Origin of the sequence: Streptomyces sp. NPDC053076 (genome assembly GCF_044546845.1) — a bacterium.
Taxonomy (GTDB): Bacteria; Actinomycetota; Actinomycetes; order Streptomycetales; family Streptomycetaceae; genus Streptomyces.
Genome location: NZ_JBITZL010000002.1, coordinates 1,063,908 through 1,081,363, shown reverse-complemented (window position 1 = coordinate 1,081,363; position 17,456 = coordinate 1,063,908). Strand labels below are relative to the sequence as shown.

Below are 17,456 nucleotides of genomic sequence, written 5' to 3'. Positions count from 1 at the left end.
CATCCCCCCACGAGCCGGGTTAGGCGCCCAGGCATGGAGAACGTACTCCGGCCCCTGATCGTGCTCGGCGGCTCGGTACTGCTCACCCTTGCCATCGGGTGGGCCACCGACCGGCTGCTGCGCACCGCCGACGAACGCAGTCCCGACTCCCCGCTGTGGGAGCTGCTACGGCGCGGCCGCATCCCCTACCAGCTCGTCCTGTGCAGCGCACTGCTCAGAGGCTCCTACGACCAGGCGAAGCTCGTGGAGCGGCATCAGGTCGGCCTCGGCCGGACGCTGACCCTGGTGCTCATCGGCTCCGCCGCCTGGCTGGCGATCCGGATCGCCGCGGCGATCGTGGAGACCTCCTACAGCCGTTACGCGCGCGCCCACCGCGACGCGGCCCGGGTACGCCGGGTGCGCACGCAGGTGGAACTGATCATGCGGGTGGTCTCGGCGATCGTCATCGTCGTGGCGATCGCCTCGATGCTGCTCACCTTCCCGGCGATGCGCGCCGCGGGCGCCTCCCTGCTGGCCTCGGCCGGCATCCTGGGCATCGTGGCCGGTGTGGCCGCCCAGTCGACGCTGTCGAACATTTTCGCGGGCCTGCAGATCGCCTTCGGCGACATGGTGCGCATCGGCGACACGGTCGTCGTGGACGGCGAGTGGGGCACGGTCGATGAGATCACCCTGACGTTCCTGACGGTCCGCACGTGGGACGAGCGCCGGATCACCATGCCGGTGTCGTACTTCACGTCCAAGCCGTTCGAGAACTGGTCCCGCGGCACCCCGCAGATGACCGGCACCGTCTTCTGGTACCTCGACCACAGCGCGCCCGTCGAGGCCATGCGCGAGAAGCTGCGGGACATCCTGCGCGAGTGCCCGGCCTGGGACGGCCGCGCCTGCAACCTGGTGGTGACCGACACCACGGCGAACACCATGGAGGTGCGGGCGCTGGTGACCGCGAAGGACGCCGACGACATATGGACGGTACGGATCACGGTGCGCGAGCGCATGATCACGTGGCTGTCGACGGAGCATCCGTACGCGCTGCCCCGGGTCAACACCTCGGAGGCGGTGCTCCCGCCGTACCGGATCCCCTCCCCCGACGGCTCCTCGCTCCGCAAGGCCTACGAGTTCCCGCGCACGGGCCGCGGCTGAGCCGGATCTCTCCGGCGCAGGGCCGCGGCCAACCCGGGTCTCCCCCGCGCAGGGCCACCCCGGGTCTCCCCCGCGCAGGGCCGCGGCCCACCGGGTCTCCCGGGGAGCCTCAGCGGAGGCTGCGCACGTCGAGATGGCGCAGCACCCGGTCCACGACCTCCGGATCCGCCCCGGGCTCGCTCCGCGCGGCCAGCACCTCGTGCCGCGCGGCGCTCAGCATCTCGCTCTGGATGCGCCGCACCCGCTTCAGCCGCTTGGCCCGCTGCCGCTGGGCCTCCCGCCGCTCCGCCTCCCCCATGTCGGGGCTGATCCGGATCCCGATGTCGAAGGCGCGCCGCAGCATCTGTTCGGACAGTTCCTCGGACAGGTCCTCCACCTGCTCGATCTCCCGCAGCCTGCGCTTGGCCGCCTTCGCGGCGCGCACCGCCAGCTCCTTCTCGAACTCCTTCTCCCGCTCGGAGTCGGCCCGGACCCCGAGCCGCTTCACCAGCCAGGGCAGCGTCAGCCCCTGGAGTACCAGCGTGACGACGATCACCCCGAAGGCGATGAAGATGATCTCGTCCCGGTCCGGGAACGGAGTGCCGTCCGCGGTCTTGAGCGGCACGGCCAGCGCCAGCGCCACCGAGGCCACCCCGCGCATTCCGGACCACCACATCACGACGGTCTCCCGCCAGCTCACCGGGATCTCCTCGTCGTAGTCCCGGCGCGCGTGCAGCCGCTTGGTCAGCCAGGTCGCCGGCAGCAGCCACATCAGCCGTACGACGACCACCACACCCACCACGGCGGCCGCCCAGCCGAGCATCTCGGCCCACCGCCCCTGGGCCGTGCGGATGGCGTTGTGCAGCTCCAGACCGATGAGCCCGAAGGCGACGCCCGTGACGAGGGTGTCGATGATGTCCCAGAACGTGTGCCCGGCGAGCCGGGTCATCACGTCGTCGGCGTCGGTGGCGTACTCGGCGAGGAAGAGCGCCGTGGTGAGCACGGCGAGCACTCCGGAGCCGTGCAGCTTCTCCGCGAGCACGTAGGAGGCGTACGGCACCAGCAGCGTCATGCCGATCTGGAGGGTGGGATCACCCAGCAGGTCCATCAGCTTGTTCGCGCCCCAGCCCAGCGCCAGGCCCACGACGACCGCGACGACCGCGGACAGCACGAGGTCCAGCCCCGCCCGCCAGGGCGAGAACGCGCCGCTCACGGCGGCGGCGATCGCCACGTGGTAGAGCACGATGGCCGTGATGTCGTTGAAGAGCCCCTCGCCCTCCAGGATCGACACCAGGCGGCGCGGCAGCCCCAGCTGTCCGGCGACGCTGGTCGCGGCGACCGGGTCGGGCGGCGCGATCAGGGCGCCGAGCGCGACGGCGGCGGCGATCGGCAGCCCCGGCACGATCGCGTTGGCGACGAACGCCACGCACACCGTCGTCACGAACACCAGGGCGACGGCCAGCAGGAAGATCGGGCGGACGTTGGCCGCGAACTGCCGCCAGGAGGTCCGGCGGACGGCGGCGTAGAGCAGCGGTGGCAGCAGCCCCGGCAGGATCAGGTCGGGCGGGATGTTCACGTCGGGCACGAAGTCGGCCACCGCCAGGGCCCCGCCGACCAAGGTCATCAGGACCGGCGCCGGCACCCCCAGCCGGTCGCCCACCGGGACGCTCACCAGAGCCCCGAGCAGCAGAACGAACAACAGAGCCAGCTGATCCACGGACGGCGCTCCGGGGGTCGACGATCACACGGGCCTCAAGTCTGCCACCGCGCAACCTGCGGGTTCCCCGCGACCGGCTGTGTCCGGGGCGTGGCCGGCAGCTCACCCGCGTGCCGCCCGCCGTACGGCTCCTACAGGGCCCGGCGCATCGCCCGGTGCGGGATGCCGGCGTCCGGGAACTCCGGACCGTACACCGCGTAGCCGAGGCGCTCGTAGAAGCCCAGGGCGTGGGTCTGCGCGTGCAGGTCCACCGACACGAGGCCGCGCGCGCGGGCCGCGTCCTCGATGGCGCGCACCAGGGCCGCGCCGACGCCGAGCCCGCGCGCCGCCCGGGACACGGCGAGCCGCCCCAGCGAGCCGACCGCCGGGTCCCCGCCGGTCTTCGTGGCCGCCGCCTCACCGAACAGCAGCCGCCCGGTGCCCAGCGGCACCCCGTCCTCGCGGACCGCCAGCACGTGCACGGCCACGGCGTCGTAGGCGTCGTACTCGATGTTCTCGTCGACGCCCTGTTCGACCACGAAGACCTCCTTGCGGACCGCGAAGCACGCCTCGCGGTCGGCGGGGTCCTCGGCGACCCGGACGGCGTAGGGCGTGGTCACGCCCACGTCTCCTCGCGGACCTGGTCGAGGGCCTGCTGGAGGTCCTCGGGGTAGCCGCTCTCGAACTCCACCCAGGCGCCGTCTCCGGGGTGCTCGAAACCGAGGCGTACGGCGTGCAGCCACTGGCGGGTCAGGCGCAGCCGCTTGGCGAGCGTCGGGTCGGCGCCGTAGGTGAGGTCGCCGACGCAGGGGTGGCGGTGGGCGGCCATGTGGACGCGGATCTGGTGGGTGCGGCCCGTCTCCAGCTTCACGTCCAGCAGGGAGGCGGCGCGGAACGCCTCGACGAGGTCGTAGTGGGTCACCGAGGGCTTGCCCTCGGCCGTCACCGCCCACTTGTAGTCGTGGTTCGGGTGGCGGCCGATGGGGGCGTCGATCGTGCCGCTCGTCGGGTCCGGGTGGCCCTGGACGAGGGTGTGGTAGCGCTTGTCGACCGTGCGCTCCTTGAACTGGCGCTTGAGCGAGGTGTAGGCGCGCTCCGACTTGGCGACCACCATCAGGCCCGAGGTGCCGACGTCGAGGCGGTGCACGATGCCCTGGCGCTCGGCGGCACCCGAGGTGGAGATCCGGTACCCGGCGGCGGCGAGACCGCCGATGACGGTGGGGCCGGACCAGCCCGGCGAGGGGTGCGCGGCCACGCCGACCGGCTTGACGATCACGACCACGTCATCGTCGTCGTGCACGATCTCCATGCCCTCGACCGGCTCGGCGACCACCTGCACCGGCGCGGGCGCCTGCGGCATCTCGACCTCCAGCCACGCGCCGCCGCGCACCCGCTCGGACTTGCCGACCACCGCTCCGTCGACCTGGACCTTGCCGGCCGCGGCCAGATCCGCCGCCTTCGTGCGGGAGAAGCCGAACATGCGGGAGATGGCGGCGTCGACGCGCTCGCCCTCCAGGCCGTCGGGCACGGGCAGGGTTCGGATCTCGGGAAGCGTGCTCACCCGTCGAGTATGCCGGACGGCTCCGCCGCACCCGAACGAGCCTGTGGACAAGTGCCCCGTACTCAGTCCTTGTGGACCGTGCCGTCGGGGTCCAGACCGCGGAAGGACAGCAGCACGATCAGGACGCCGCCGCACACGATCGCCGAGTCGGCGAGGTTGAACACCGCGAAGCCCTTGGGCGCGATGAAGTCCACCACCTCGCCCTCGAAGACGCCCGGCGCGCGGAAGATCCGGTCGGTGAGATTGCCGAGCGCGCCGCCGAGCAGCAGGCCGAGCGCGACCGCCCAGGGGAAGCTGTACAGCTTGCGGGCCAGCCGGATGATCACCACGATCACGGCCGCGGCGATCAGCGTGAAGATGATCGTGAAGGCGGCGCCGAAGCCGAAGGCCGCGCCCGGATTGCGGATGGCGTGCAGCTCCAGCAGGTCCCCGACGAGCCGGATCGGCGCGTGGCCCTCCAGCCGGGAGACGACGAGCAGCTTGCTGATCAGGTCGAGCGCGTACGCGAACACGGCCACCGCGAACAGCACGGCGATCCGGCGCCCGCGGCCGGTCTGCCGCTGCGCCGGTGCCCGCCACTCGCCGGCGCCGGCCTCCCCGGACGCATCGGCCGCGCCGGTGCCGGCGGGCGCTCCGGCCGCCGCCGTCTGCTCGCCGTCACCGTCCGGGGTGTCCGGCGTACCGATGATGCGCTCCGCCTCTGCCACGTGAGTCCCTCAACCTAGGTGCCTGACTGGGGACGAGACTACGGCACGGTCCGGCGGCGCCCCACGCTCAGGAGCGGCGTTCCTGCTTCTGCTTGCACTCCACGCACAGGGTGGCCCTCGGGAACGCCTGCATACGGGCCTTGCCGATGGGGTTGCCGCAGTTCTCGCACAGGCCGTAGGTGCCCGCGTCCAGCCGTTCCAGGGCACGCTCGGTCTGGGTGAGCATCTCGCGCGCGTTGGCGGCCAGCGCCAGCTCGTGCTCGCGCGTGATGTTCTTGGTGCCGGTGTCGGCCTGGTCGTCGCCCGCGCCGTCCCCGGAGTCGCGCATCAGGCCGACCAGGGACGCCTCGGACGAACTGATCTCCTCGCGCAGCCGCTCCATCTCGGACTCCAGCTCCGTGCGGGCCTCGGCGACCTCCTCATCGGTCCAGGGGTCCTCTCCGGGGCGCACCGCCAGCTCGCCGGGCTCCGCCGCGGCGACTCGCGCCTTGGGGACGGCGGTCTGGTCCGTCATGGCCGTGCCAGGAGTCTTCTTCGTAACCACCGTCGTGGCTCCCGTCTGCTTCGCGGCCTGCGCCGCGCCCGCTTTCTTGGCCGTGCTCTTCCCTGCCGCGTCCCTCGCCGCGGCCTTGTCACCGGTGCTTTTCTGGGTGACGGCCTTCTTGGCCACGGCCTTCTTGGCGACCGTCTCCTTGGCGACCGTTCTCTCGGCAACCGTCTCGCCGACGGCCGTCTTCCCCGCGGCCGTCCTCCTCGCGGCGGTCTTCTTCCCGGCCGCCTTCTTCCCGGCCGTCTTCCTGGCGGCCGCCGTCCCGGCGGCCGGCTCCCCGGCGACCGTCTTCTCAGCGGCCTTCTCCGTGGCGACCGCGGTCTCGGCAGCCGTCTGTGGGGCGGCCGTCCTGCCCGGGGCCGTCTTCTCGGTGGCAGACCTCGCGCCGGTTTTCCCGGTCGCCGGCTGCTGTACGGCGGTCTTCTTCGCCACCATGGCCGCGGCCCCTTCACATATTGTGATCTTGCTCGCGAATCGTGCTGGGACGATAAATCGACTTGAGTCCCACGGCAACGGGGCACACCGCCCGATTCGCCCGCCCGCACCCCCCAGCCCACGGGCCTGCATCCGTTGTGCCCCGCTCCCCGCCGGGTAATCCGCCGCGCCCGGCCGGCCCGGACCCGCACGCCGGCCCCCTCGCCATTCGGGTCACGCGACCCGGTCGCGCGACGTGCGCCCCCGCCCCGCGGAAAACCGGTCCGCCGCTGTCCGCGTCGCGCCGTACACTGGGCGGAGCGAGAAGCGTGGATGGGGACGAGTAGCGGCGTACGCAGCCCAGAGCGACCCGGGGACGGTGTGAGCCCGGGGGCGAGCGCGACGTGAAGATCACCCCGGAGCCGCCGGAAGAAAGCCGCAGCCCGAGCGCTGGGGCCGGTAGAACCGGTTTCGCGACCCCAATGAGGGGGCTCACCGGCGTGTACGGCGCGACGGAGGGCCAAGGAGGGTGGTACCGCGGGAGCGCGCCGCACACGGCGTAGACAGGAACGAAGGCTCTCGTCCCTCCGACGGAAGGCAGCAAGTCCGTTGGAGGATGCTCGCAGATGACAGCGCCGACGTACCGCCAGGTGCCCGCACAGGTCGACCTGCCCGCTCTTGAGCACGCCGTGCTCGACTTCTGGCGCGACCAGAAGATCTTCGCCAAGAGCCTGGAGCAGTCCGAGGGCCGCCCGGAGTGGGTGTTCTACGAGGGGCCGCCCACCGCGAACGGCATGCCCGGCGCCCACCACATCGAGGCACGCGTCTTCAAGGACGTCTTCCCCCGCTTCCGCACCATGCGCGGCTACCACGTGGCCCGCAAGGCCGGCTGGGACTGCCACGGCCTGCCCGTCGAGCTGGCGGTCGAGAAGGAGCTGGGCTTCTCCGGCAAGCAGGACATCGAGGCGTACGGCATCGCCGACTTCAACGCCAGGTGCCGCGAGTCCGTGACCCGGCACACCGACGCCTTCGCCGAGCTGACGACCCGCATGGGCTACTGGGTCGACCTGGACGACGCCTACCGGACCATGGACCCCGAGTACGTGGAGTCGGTCTGGTGGTCGCTGAAGGAGATCTTCACCAAGGATCTGCTGGTCCAGGACCACCGCGTCGCCCCCTGGTGCCCCCGCTGCGGCACCGGCCTGTCGGACCACGAGCTGGCGCAGGGCTACGAGACGGTCGTCGACCCGTCCGTCTACGTCCGCTTCCCGCTCACCTCCGGTCCGCTCGCCGGCGAGGCCGCGCTCCTGGTGTGGACGACGACCCCCTGGACCCTGGTGTCCAACACGGCGGTCGCCGCGCACCCGGAGGTCACCTACGTCGTCGCGACCGACGGCGAGGAGAAGCTCGTCGTCGCCGAGCCGCTCGTCGCCAAGGCACTCGGCGAGGGCTGGGAGACCACCGGCCAGACCTTCACCGGCGCCGAGATGGAGCGCTGGACATACCAACGTCCGTTCGACCTCGTGGAGTTCCCGGAGCCGGCGCACTACGTGGTCAACGCCGACTACGTCACCACCGAGGACGGCACGGGTCTGGTCCACCAGTCCCCCGCCTTCGGTGAGGACGACCTCAAGGTCTGCCGCTCCTACGGCCTGCCGGTGGTGAACCCGGTCCGCCCGGACGGCACCTTCGAGGAGGACGTACCGCTCGTCGGCGGCGTCTTCTTCAAGAAGGCCGACGAGAAGCTCACCGAGGACCTGAAGCAGCGCGGCCTCCTCTTCCAGCACCTGCCGTACGAACACAGCTACCCGCACTGCTGGCGCTGTCACACCGCGCTGCTCTATTACGCGCAGCCCTCCTGGTACATCCGCACCACGGCGATCAAGGACCGCCTCATCCAGGAGAACGAGGGGACCAACTGGTTCCCGGAGACGGTCAAGCACGGCCGCTTCGGCGACTGGCTGAACAACAACATCGACTGGGCGCTGTCCCGCAACCGCTACTGGGGCACCCCGCTGCCGATCTGGCGCTGCGAGGACGACCACCTCACCTGCGTGGGCTCCCGCGCGGAGCTGACCGAGCTGACCGGCGCGGACCAGTCGGACCTTGACCCGCACCGCCCGTACATCGACGAAGTCACCTTCGCCTGCCCGCACGAGGGCTGCGGCAGGACGGCCACGCGCGTGCCGGAGGTCATCGACGCCTGGTACGACTCGGGTTCGATGCCGTTCGCGCAGTGGGGCTACCCGCACAAGAACAAGGAACTGTTCGAGAGCCGGTACCCGGCGCAGTTCATCTCCGAGGCGATCGACCAGACCCGCGGCTGGTTCTACACGCTGATGGCGGTCGGCACCCTGGTGTTCGACAAGTCGTCGTACGAGAACGTCGTCTGCCTCGGCCACATCCTGGCCGAGGACGGCCGCAAGATGTCCAAGCACCTGGGCAACACCCTGGACCCGATCCCGCTCATGGACCGGCACGGCGCGGACGCGGTGCGCTGGTTCATGGCGGCCGGGGGCTCCCCGTGGGCGGCCCGCCGGGTCGGTCACGGCACCATCCAGGAGGTCGTCCGCAAGACGCTGCTGACCTACTGGAACACGGTCGCCTTCCAGGCGCTGTACGCCCGTACGTCGAACTGGGCACCGTCGGCGGCCGACCCGGCCCCGGCCGAGCGCCCGGTGCTGGACCGCTGGCTGCTGTCCGAGCTGCACGCGCTGACCGACCAGGTGACGCAGGCACTGGAGGCGTACGACACCCAGCGCGCCGGCAAGCTGCTCTCCGCCTTCGTGGACGACCTGTCCAACTGGTACGTCCGCCGTTCGCGCCGCCGCTTCTGGCAGGGCGACAAGGCCGCGCTGCGCACGCTGCACGAGGTGCTGGAGACGGTCACCAAGCTGATGGCGCCGATCACTCCGTTCATCGCCGAACGGGTGTGGCAGGACCTGGTCGTTCCGGTCACCCCGGGCGCGCCGGAGTCCGTGCACCTGGCCGCCTGGCCGGAGGCGGACCTGTCGGCGATCGACCCGAAGCTGTCGCAGCAGATGGTCCTGGTGCGCCGGCTGGTGGAGCTGGGCCGCGCCACGCGCGCGGAGTCGGGCGTCAAGACGCGGCAGCCGCTGTCCCGTGCCCTGATCGCGGCCACCGGCTTCGAGTCCCTGGACCGGGAGCTGCACACGCAGATCACCGAGGAGCTGAACGTCGAGGGGCTGGCCTCGCTCAGCGAGGTCGGCGGCAGCCTGGTGGACACGACCGCCAAGGCCAACTTCCGGGCGCTGGGCAAGCGGTTCGGCAAGCGCGTCCAGGATGTGGCGAAGGCCATCGCGGGCGCCGACGCCGCCGCCCTCTCCCTCGCCCTGCGTGAGGGCACGGCGTCCGTGGAGGTCGACGGTGAGACGGTCAGCCTCGCGCCGGACGAGGTGATCATCACGGAGACCCCGCGCGAGGGCTGGTCGGTGGCCTCCGACTCCGGTGCCACGGTGGCACTGGACCTGGAGATCACCGAGGAGCTGCGCCAGGCGGGCCTGGCCCGGGACGCGATCCGGCTGATCCAGGAGGCCCGCAAGAACAGCGGCCTGGACGTCGCCGACCGGATCGCCCTGCGCTGGACCTCCACGGACCCGGCCGCGGTCGCCGCGCTCACCGAGCACGCCGGACTGATCGCCGACGAGGTCCTCGCGACCGACTTCGCCCAGGGCGAGGCGGACGACACCTTCGGCGAGCCCTTCACCGACGAGGGACTGTCGCTCGTGTTCCGCCTGCGCAAGGCGTAACCGCCGGACGGTCGCAAGGCCCGGTCCCCGCACGGGGGCCGGGCCTTCGGCGTCGTGGAAGGGCGCGGGTGCCTGCGGCATCTCGACGTCCGGCCAGGCGCCGCCGCGCACGGGAAACGCCGGGCGGGCCCGATGCGAACCGGCGTCCTCCTGGATGCCATCGAGGGCCGACGACCCTCCACGCCCCCGGCGCGCCGAGAACGCTCCCCGAGCCGGTCACCGGGGCCCATGGAGGCTCGGGTCGGCGCCCCCCTTCACAGGACAGGCGCCGTCGGGCCGGGGCACCGTGCGCCCGCGCGGCGGAGCCGCATGCCGATGCGGGCCCGCACCCCTGAGGCACCTGCCCGCAACCCGCGTAAAAAGGGCGGGCCCCCGGGACCGAAGTCCAGGGGGCCCGCCCTAGTGGACGCTGCCGACGCCGTTGTCGTACCGACCTCAGTGGCCGGTCAGTTGTCGTCCTCGTCGATCAGGAACCCACGCATCGGCGAAGGAGCCTGGCCCATCGGGGACGGACCCTGCGGGCGGACCGGGGCCATCGGCTGGGTCATGGCCGGGGTCATCTGCTGCTGGCCGCCGTAGGACGGGCCGGACGGAGCGGGCGAGCCGCCCATCGTCTGGTTGCCGCCGTAGGACGGGGCGCTCGCGCCGGCCGGGGCCATGGAGGGCGCCGGGGACGGCGGCAGCGACGCGGTGGCCGGGGTACGCGGCGGGGCCAGGGAGTCGTCGGCCTGGGTCTCCAGCTGGCGCAGCTGCGACTCCAGGTACGACTTCAGGCGGGTGCGGTACTCGCGCTCGAAGCCGCGCAGATCCTCGACCTTGCGCTCCAGCGTGGCGCGCGCGGACTCCAGGGAGCCCATGGCGACACGGTGCTTCTCCTGCGCGTCCCGCTCCAGGGCGTCGGCCTTGGCACGGGCGTCACGCTCCAGACCCTCGGCGCGGCTGCGGGCCTCGCCGACGATCTTGTTGGCCTCGGAGCGGGCCTCGGCGATCGCCTGGTCGGCGGTCTGCTGGGCCAGCGAGAGGACACGGGCGGCGCTGTCGCCACCGGGGCCCTGACCGGGGCCGCCCATCGGACCGCCCATGGGGCCGCCCATCGGACCGCCCATCTGCTGCTGCATGGGCGGCTGTCCGCCCATGGGGCCCTGACCCATCGGACCCTGACCCATGGGGCCCTGACCCATCGGACCCTGGCCCATCGGGCCCTGGCCCATCGGACCGGGACCCTGCGGGCCGCCCTGCCCGCCGGGGCCTGCGGGCAGCTGCGGGGCACCGCTCGGCAGCTGGGGCGGGCCACCCATGGGGCCACCCATCTGCTGCTGCGGCGGGCCCGATATGCCGGCGGGCACCGGCTGGCCGGGACCTCGCATGCCCTGCTGCTGCTGAGGATGCTGCTGGTCCTGCTCCGGCGGCTTGCGCATGTTCTGCTGGTTCTGGGCAGCAGCGCGCGTGGCCGCGGCCAGCTTGGCGCGCAGGTCCTCGTTCTCGCGGAGCAGACGGGTCAGTTCGGCTTCGACCTCGTCGAGGAAGGCATCGACCTCGTCCTCGTCATAGCCTTCTCGGAGGCGGACGGTCGTGAACTGCTTGTTCCGCACGTCCTCGGGGGTCAACGGCATCTCTTCACCTCAACGTAGTCATCGGCAGTCGGCAAGACCGGATCGTCCACCCTCATCTCACGAAGCCCTGCGCAATGGAGATGAGAATGTAGACGATGATCATCAGTACGAAGAAGGACAGGTCGAGCGCCACGCCCCCGAGACGCAGCGGCGGGATGAACCGCCGCAGAAGCTTCAGCGGTGGATCGGTGACAGTGTAGGTGGCCTCCAGTACGACCACCATCGCCTTGCCGGGTTGCCACGAGCGGGCGAACTGGAACACGTAGTCCATGACGAGCCGGAAGATGAGCACGACAAGGAACACCATCAGCGCGATGTAGATCACCTGCGCGAACACGCTCATGGTCGGTGGTTCCCTCTCCCCTGTTCCCGTGCTCTTCCGTACTTCGTTGCGGTCGTGCGTCTCAGCTCTGGTTGAAGAACCCGCCCTCTGCGATGCGGGCCTTGTCCTCCGCCGTGACATCGACGTTAGCAGGAGACAACAGGAACACCTTCTGCGTCACCCGCTCGATGCTGCCGTGAAGACCAAACACCAAACCGGCCGCAAAGTCGACAAGTCGCTTGGCGTCTGTGTCATCCATCTCAGTCAGATTCATGATCACCGGGGTGCCTTCACGGAAGTGTTCCCCGATGGTACGGGCCTCGTTGTAGGTCCGGGGGTGAAGCGTGGTGATCCGGTACGGCTCTCGTTCCGACACGACCTTGGGCATGATCACCGGTGCGTTCTTCTCCAGGGACTGACGTTCTTGTGTGATGGATGCCACGGGCGCGATGCGCGCCGGACGTCCGGATTCCGCGGCGAGCGAAGTCGAACGGGCCAGCGGCTCGCGCGGCGCGGGGGGTTGCACGATTCGCACCTCTTCGTCCCTTTGGGACTGATGTGCGCCGTGCGACTGGTGTGACGATTCGTGCCGTCGGTGGTCCCGCTCCGGCTCCGGGTCCAGCTCGGGCTCGAAGTCGTCATCGGGATCGAATCCGCGGCCGTCGTACCCATCGTCCTCCACGAGGCCGAGGTAGACCGCCATCTTGCGCATCGCGCCGGCCATGCTCTGAGTCCTCCGCTCTGTGGTGGATCGACTGACGACTGCCAAGTGCCCGCGATCCACGTGGTCGTTGTGCCCAACTTCACGGGCATTGACCATATTTTCTGCTGTGGTCCGACTTCCTGGCGACGTTACCCGAGCCTGGGGCGGACTCCGAGTACCGCGCTACCGACGCGCACATGTGTCGCCCCGGCGGCCACGGCCTGTTCGAGGTCCGCGCTCATCCCTGCCGACACCATGGTTGCAGCCGGATGGGCTCGGCGCAGGTCAGTCGACAAATCCATGAGGCGCCCGAACGCCGCCTGTTCGCGCCCCGCGTACTCCCCGGTGAGCGGGGCGACGGTCATCAGCCCGTCGAGCCGCAGCCCGGGCGAGCCCGCGACGAGGTCGGCCAACTCTTCGATTCCGCCCGGTGCGATGCCGCCGCGCTCGCCTCTGCCGCTCGCCCCCGCGTCGAGCGCGACCTGGATGAGACAGCCCACCTCGCGCTCCGCCCGCACGGCCTCCTTCGACAGGGCGGCGACGAGCCGGGAACGGTCGATGGACTGCACGACGTCGGCGTAACCGACCACGGAACGCACCTTGTTGGTCTGCAACTGACCGACAAAGTGCCACTTCAGGGGCAGATCCGCACAAGCCGCGGCCTTCGGGGCCGCGTCCTGGTCGCGGTTCTCGGCGACATGGCGCACACCGAGCTCCGACAGGATCCGCACATCGCTCGCCGGGTAGGTCTTCGTGACCACGATCAGGGTCACATCCTCCCGCTCGCGCCCGGCCCCCGCGCACGCGGCGGCGATGCGCTCCTCCACCTTCGCCAGATTCGTGGCGATTTCGGTCTTACGGTCCGTCATGCCCCATCAGTCCAGCCAGACATAGCCTGCGAGCCGCCCGGTGACCCGGTCGCGGCGGTACGAGAAGTGGTCGCCCGACTCCAGGGTGCACACCGGCGACTGCGCCCGGTCGCACACCCCCAGCCGGTCGAGCTGCGCGTGCACGCCGGCACTCACATCGACCGCCGGCGTGCCCCAGCTCGTTTCGGCGTACGCCGCCGACTCGACGGCGGCCACCTCGGCGCGCATCGCCTCCGGCACCTCGTAGCACCGGCCGCACACGGCCGGCCCGGTGCGGGCGACGATGCGGGCGGGGTCGGCGCCGAGCGACTCCATGGCGTCGATCGCCGCGGGGACGATCCCCTTGATCATGCCGGGCCGCCCGGCGTGGGCCGCGGCGACCACCCCGGCGACCGGGTCGGCCAGCAGGACCGGCACACAGTCGGCGGTCAGCACGGCCAGGGCCAGCCCGCGGGTCGCGGTCACGAGCCCGTCGACCTCCGGGGTGAGCCGGGTGGTCCAGGGCTCCTCGACCTCGGCGACGTCGTTGCCGTGCACCTGGTTCATCCAGACCACCCGCGCCGCGTCCAGGCCCAGCGACTTGGCGGCCAGTTCCCGGTTGGTGCGCACGGCCTCGGCGTCGTCCCCGACCGCCCCGCCGAGGTTCAGCTCCTCATACGGAGCGGCGCTCACCCCGCCCCACCGGTCGGTGAAGGCGAAGTGCGCGCCGCTCACGGTCTCGCGCCGACCTATCACTTGAGGAAGTCCGGCACGTCCAGTTCCTCGGCCGCGCTGTCCGAGTAGGTCCGGGGCGACGGCGTCACCGGCGGGGCGACCGGGATGTCGGCCACCGGCTCGGGAGCCGGCTCCGGCTCCTCCTTCGGCTTGACGCTGCCCAGCGAGCCGAAGGACGGACGGCTGGGCTCGCTCGGCCGGGCCGGGGCGGGCTCCTCGCGGCGGGCGGAGGCCGAACCGGCGGAGGCCGAACCGAGGACGGTGTCCCGGCGGGCCGGCGGCTGGCCGCCGTCGAAGCCGGCCGCGATCACGGTGACCCGGACCTCGTCGCCCAGGGCGTCGTCGATGACCGCGCCGAAGATGATGTTGGCCTCGGGGTGGGCGGCCTCGCTGACCAGTTGGGCGGCCTCGTTGATCTCGAACAGGCCGAGGTCGGAACCGCCGGAGATGGAGAGCAGCACGCCCCGGGCGCCGTCGATGGACGCCTCCAGCAGCGGCGAGGAGATCGCCATCTCGGCGGCGGCCACCGCGCGGTCGTCGCCGCGGGCCGAGCCGATGCCCATGAGCGCCGAACCGGCCTCGGACATGACCGACTTGACGTCGGCGAAGTCCAGGTTGATCAGGCCGGGGGTGGTGATGAGGTCGGTGATGCCCTGCACACCGGAGAGCAGGACCTGGTCGGCGGACTTGAAGGCGTCCAGGACCGAGACCTGGCGGTCCGAGATGGACAGCAGCCGGTCGTTGGGGATGACGATGAGGGTGTCGACCTCTTCGCGGAGTTCCGCGATGCCGTCCTCGGCCTGGTTCGCGCGGCGCCGTCCCTCGAAGGTGAACGGGCGCGTGACCACACCGATGGTGAGGGCGCCGAGCGAGCGCGCGATGTTGGCCACGACGGGTGCCCCGCCGGTGCCGGTGCCGCCGCCTTCACCGGCCGTCACGAAGACCATGTCGGCCCCCTTGAGGACCTCCTCGATCTCCTCGCGGTGGTCCTCGGCGGCCTTGCGGCCGACGGCCGGGTTGGCTCCGGCGCCGAGTCCGCGGGTGAGTTCCCGGCCGACGTCGAGCTTGACGTCGGCGTCGCTCATCAACAGCGCCTGTGCGTCGGTGTTGATGGCGATGAACTCGACGCCCTTGAGACCGACCTCGATCATCCGGTTGATGGCATTGACACCACCGCCGCCGACACCGATGACCTTGATGACTGCGAGGTAGTTCTGCGGTGCTGCCACGTCGAAGGCCTCTCGCCTCGAATTACGTTGTCGTCGCCGTGCGGTGCCCCGCACCGGGACGACAGATGCCGAATGGGACGGTCCGTAGCGCCGACCCGAACCCTAACCCTGAAGTTTAGGGTTACCAGTGTGTCTGTTCCCTGGAGTCTTCTGAACAGGACACTAAGTCGACAAGTGGCGCCCGTTCAACGAACACGCCGAACCTCCCGTTTTTCTTTTCACCCTATGTGATCAGCCGTAGCAGTGCCCAACCAGGGTGCTGGCCTGCGCTGATGTGCGTCAACTCCCCGATGACGCAGGGGCGGTGGGGACGCTGACATCGAAGTACCGCGCGCCGGGAGCTGCTTTCATGAGAGCCGTGAGGGCCCGCGCCTTGAGGCGGCCTTCCTCATCGCTGCCCCATGCCACCGTGCGGCCGTCGCCCAACTGGAGCGAGATGGCGTCGTAGGAGCGGACTTGGACGGTCCGGGTGGTCTGCGCCACCTGGGCGGGCAGGTCGCCGGCGACCCGGACGGCCGCGCGTACGAGCCGGTCGGTGCCGAAGCGGCGGAAACTCGCGGCGCCCGGCCCCTCCCGGGAGGCGGACAATTCCAGTGCCGGAACGCCTTTCGGCGCCTGCGGAACCGTGGCGAACCGGACACCTTCGTCATCGACTTCGACGAAGTTCCCGCCCTTTCGGACAAGAAGAACCGGAGTGCGCTCGATCACCTTCAGGCCGATTCCATGAGGCCAGGAGCGAACCACGTCTACGGTGTCGATTCGGGGCAATTTCCGCCGAAGCCGGGCCTCGATGGCCCCCGTGTCGATGGAAACCATCGGCGCCCCGACGGGCACGGCCGCGGCCCGGCGGACCTCCTCGGAGGTCAGCACGAGCGTGCCCGACACCGAGACGTGCCTGACGCGCAGCCACTGGGAGCCGTACAGCACCCACGTCCCACCGGCCCCCAGAAGCAGGACGAGGACGGCCAGGATGACGATCGCACGAAGGCGCCGCCTTCTGAGCCCGCGGGCGGGCGGCGGGCCGGACGACTCCTGCTGGCGTTCACCGCGCTGGGCGGTCATCGGTCCGGCCACGCTCACTGCCCTTTCGTCATATGGTCCTAACGGCGCGAGGCGATCGCCTCGTACACCATGCCGACGAGCAGCTCGTCGGCGTCCCGGCGGCCGAACTCGCTTGCCGCGCGGGACATCTCGTACAGCCGGTGCGGGTCGGCGAGCACGGGCAGCACGTTCTGCTGCACCCACTCGGGCGTCAGTTCCGCGTCGTCGACGAGGAGCCCGCCGCCGGCCTTGACCACCGGCTGGGCGTTCAGCCGCTGTTCGCCGTTGCCGATGGGCAGCGGGACGTAGGCGGCCGGGAGCCCGACGGCGGAGAGTTCGGCGACGGTCATCGCGCCCGCGCGGCAGAGCATCATGTCGGCCGCGGCGTACGCGAGGTCCATCCGGTCCAGGTAACTTACCGGGATGTAGGGGGGCATCCCCGGCATCTGGTGCACTTGCGGCAGTTCGTTCTTCGGACCGACCGCGTGCAGGATCTGGATCCCGGCCTGCTGGAGCCACGGGGCGACCTGCTGAACCACCTCGTTGAGGCGCCGGGCGCCCTGGGAGCCGCCGGAGACCAGCAGCGTGGGCAGGTTCGGGTCGAGACCGAAGCGGGCCCGGGCCTCCGGCCGGACGGCGGCCCGGTCCAGGGTGGCGATGGAGCGGCGCAGCGGGATGCCGATGTAGCGGGCGTCACGCAGCTTGCTGTCCGGGGTGGAGACGGCGACCCGGGCCGCGTACCGCGAGCCGATCTTGTTTGCCAGACCCGGGCGGGCGTTGGCCTCGTGGATCACGATGGGCACGCCGAGGCGCTTGGCGGCCAGATAGCCGGGCAGGGCGACATAGCCGCCGAATCCGACGACGCAGTCCGCCTTGGTGCGCTCCAGGATCTGCTCGGCGGCCTTGATCGTGCCGCGCAGCCGGCCCGGGACGGTGATCAGCTCGGGGGTGGGCTTGCGGGGCAGTGGCACCGCGGGGATCAGCGCCAGCTCATAGCCGCGCTCCGGGACGAGCCGGGTCTCCAGGCCGCGCTCCGTGCCCAGGGCCGTGATCCCCACGGTCGGGTCCTGCCTGCGCAGGGCGTCCGCGAGGGCGAGCGCGGGCTCGATGTGGCCGGCGGTCCCCCCACCGGCGAGTACGACATGCAC

Annotated in this window: 15 protein-coding genes; 2 read left to right on the top strand and 13 right to left on the bottom strand. The window is 71.1% G+C overall.

Going from position 1 to position 17,456, the window contains the following annotated elements; genetic code table 11:
• The first annotated feature begins 33 nt into the window (after positions 1-33).
• A complete protein-coding gene (locus ACIGYR_RS12105; RefSeq protein WP_399595448.1) occupies positions 34-1,140 on the top strand; it encodes a mechanosensitive ion channel family protein in 1,107 nt (368 codons plus the stop codon).
• A gap of 109 nt (positions 1,141-1,249) precedes the next feature.
• Here ACIGYR_RS12105 and ACIGYR_RS12100 read toward each other — a convergent pair whose 3' ends face one another.
• From ACIGYR_RS12100 to ACIGYR_RS12080, 5 genes are all read right to left on the bottom strand, one after another.
• Complete coding sequence (locus tag ACIGYR_RS12100) at positions 1,250-2,836, bottom strand: Na+/H+ antiporter (protein ID WP_399595450.1); 1,587 nt, start codon at positions 2,834-2,836, stop codon at positions 1,250-1,252.
• A 131-nt stretch (positions 2,837-2,967) separates the two neighbouring features.
• Positions 2,968-3,435, bottom strand: coding sequence for a GNAT family N-acetyltransferase (locus tag ACIGYR_RS12095; RefSeq protein ID WP_399595451.1), 468 nt, complete (start codon positions 3,433-3,435; stop codon positions 2,968-2,970).
• Complete coding sequence (locus tag ACIGYR_RS12090) at positions 3,432-4,376, bottom strand: RluA family pseudouridine synthase (RefSeq protein ID WP_391839194.1); 945 nt, start codon at positions 4,374-4,376, stop codon at positions 3,432-3,434. Before ACIGYR_RS12090 ends, ACIGYR_RS12095 begins: the two co-directional genes overlap by 4 nt.
• Before the next feature lie 62 nt (positions 4,377-4,438).
• Positions 4,439-5,083 (bottom strand): signal peptidase II, encoded by a 645-nt coding sequence (gene lspA, locus ACIGYR_RS12085; RefSeq protein WP_399595453.1) that lies wholly within the window; start codon positions 5,081-5,083, stop codon positions 4,439-4,441.
• Between the two features lie 67 nt (positions 5,084-5,150).
• Positions 5,151-6,068 carry a TraR/DksA C4-type zinc finger protein gene (locus ACIGYR_RS12080; RefSeq protein ID WP_399595455.1) on the bottom strand — a complete coding sequence of 306 codons (918 nt, stop codon included), beginning with the start codon at positions 6,066-6,068 and terminating at the stop codon, positions 5,151-5,153.
• Between the two features lie 605 nt (positions 6,069-6,673).
• Here ACIGYR_RS12080 and ileS point away from each other — a divergent pair.
• Positions 6,674-9,817 carry an isoleucine--tRNA ligase gene (gene ileS / locus ACIGYR_RS12075; RefSeq protein WP_399595456.1) on the top strand — a complete coding sequence of 1,048 codons (3,144 nt, stop codon included), beginning with the start codon at positions 6,674-6,676 and terminating at the stop codon, positions 9,815-9,817.
• Between the two features lie 446 nt (positions 9,818-10,263).
• Here ileS and ACIGYR_RS12070 read toward each other — a convergent pair whose 3' ends face one another.
• The 8 genes from ACIGYR_RS12070 to murG form a co-directional block, all read right to left on the bottom strand.
• A complete protein-coding gene (locus ACIGYR_RS12070) occupies positions 10,264-11,430 on the bottom strand; it encodes a DivIVA domain-containing protein (protein ID WP_399595458.1) in 1,167 nt (388 codons plus the stop codon).
• A gap of 52 nt (positions 11,431-11,482) precedes the next feature.
• Complete coding sequence (locus ACIGYR_RS12065) at positions 11,483-11,773, bottom strand: YggT family protein (protein ID WP_318204030.1); 291 nt, start codon at positions 11,771-11,773, stop codon at positions 11,483-11,485.
• 61 nt (positions 11,774-11,834) lie between these two features.
• Positions 11,835-12,476, bottom strand: coding sequence for a cell division protein SepF (gene sepF, locus ACIGYR_RS12060; protein ID WP_391839184.1), 642 nt, complete (start codon positions 12,474-12,476; stop codon positions 11,835-11,837).
• A 128-nt stretch (positions 12,477-12,604) separates the two neighbouring features.
• Positions 12,605-13,324, bottom strand: coding sequence for a YggS family pyridoxal phosphate-dependent enzyme (locus tag ACIGYR_RS12055; RefSeq protein WP_391839182.1), 720 nt, complete (start codon positions 13,322-13,324; stop codon positions 12,605-12,607).
• Between the two features lie 6 nt (positions 13,325-13,330).
• A complete protein-coding gene (pgeF, locus tag ACIGYR_RS12050; protein WP_399595460.1) occupies positions 13,331-14,059 on the bottom strand; it encodes a peptidoglycan editing factor PgeF in 729 nt (242 codons plus the stop codon).
• Positions 14,056-15,267 carry a cell division protein FtsZ gene (gene ftsZ, locus ACIGYR_RS12045; protein ID WP_399595462.1) on the bottom strand — a complete coding sequence of 404 codons (1,212 nt, stop codon included), beginning with the start codon at positions 15,265-15,267 and terminating at the stop codon, positions 14,056-14,058. The genes pgeF and ftsZ overlap by 4 nt, the downstream gene beginning before the upstream one ends.
• Positions 15,268-15,546: 279 nt before the next feature.
• The gene (locus tag ACIGYR_RS12040) at positions 15,547-16,341 is read right to left on the bottom strand and encodes a cell division protein FtsQ/DivIB (protein ID WP_399595463.1); all 795 of its coding nucleotides are present in this window, start codon (positions 16,339-16,341) and stop codon (positions 15,547-15,549) included.
• 26 nt (positions 16,342-16,367) lie between these two features.
• The gene (gene murG / locus ACIGYR_RS12035) at positions 16,368-17,456 is read right to left on the bottom strand and encodes an undecaprenyldiphospho-muramoylpentapeptide beta-N-acetylglucosaminyltransferase (protein ID WP_399595465.1); all 1,089 of its coding nucleotides are present in this window, start codon (positions 17,454-17,456) and stop codon (positions 16,368-16,370) included.

Bases quoted from the DNA above. Each gene is read 5' to 3' on its own strand.
- ACIGYR_RS12055 (WP_391839182.1), bottom strand. From the start codon at position 13,324: ATGACGGACCGTAAGACCGAAATCGCCACGAATCTGGCGAAGGTGGAG.
- ileS (WP_399595456.1), top strand. From the start codon at position 6,674: ATGACAGCGCCGACGTACCGCCAGGTGCCCGCACAGGTCGACCTGCCC.
- ACIGYR_RS12080 (WP_399595455.1), bottom strand. From the start codon at position 6,068: ATGGTGGCGAAGAAGACCGCCGTACAGCAGCCGGCGACCGGGAAAACC.
- ACIGYR_RS12065 (WP_318204030.1), bottom strand. From the start codon at position 11,773: ATGAGCGTGTTCGCGCAGGTGATCTACATCGCGCTGATGGTGTTCCTT.
- sepF (WP_391839184.1), bottom strand. From the start codon at position 12,476: ATGGCCGGCGCGATGCGCAAGATGGCGGTCTACCTCGGCCTCGTGGAG.
- ACIGYR_RS12105 (WP_399595448.1), top strand. From the start codon at position 34: ATGGAGAACGTACTCCGGCCCCTGATCGTGCTCGGCGGCTCGGTACTG.
- ACIGYR_RS12070 (WP_399595458.1), bottom strand. From the start codon at position 11,430: ATGCCGTTGACCCCCGAGGACGTGCGGAACAAGCAGTTCACGACCGTC.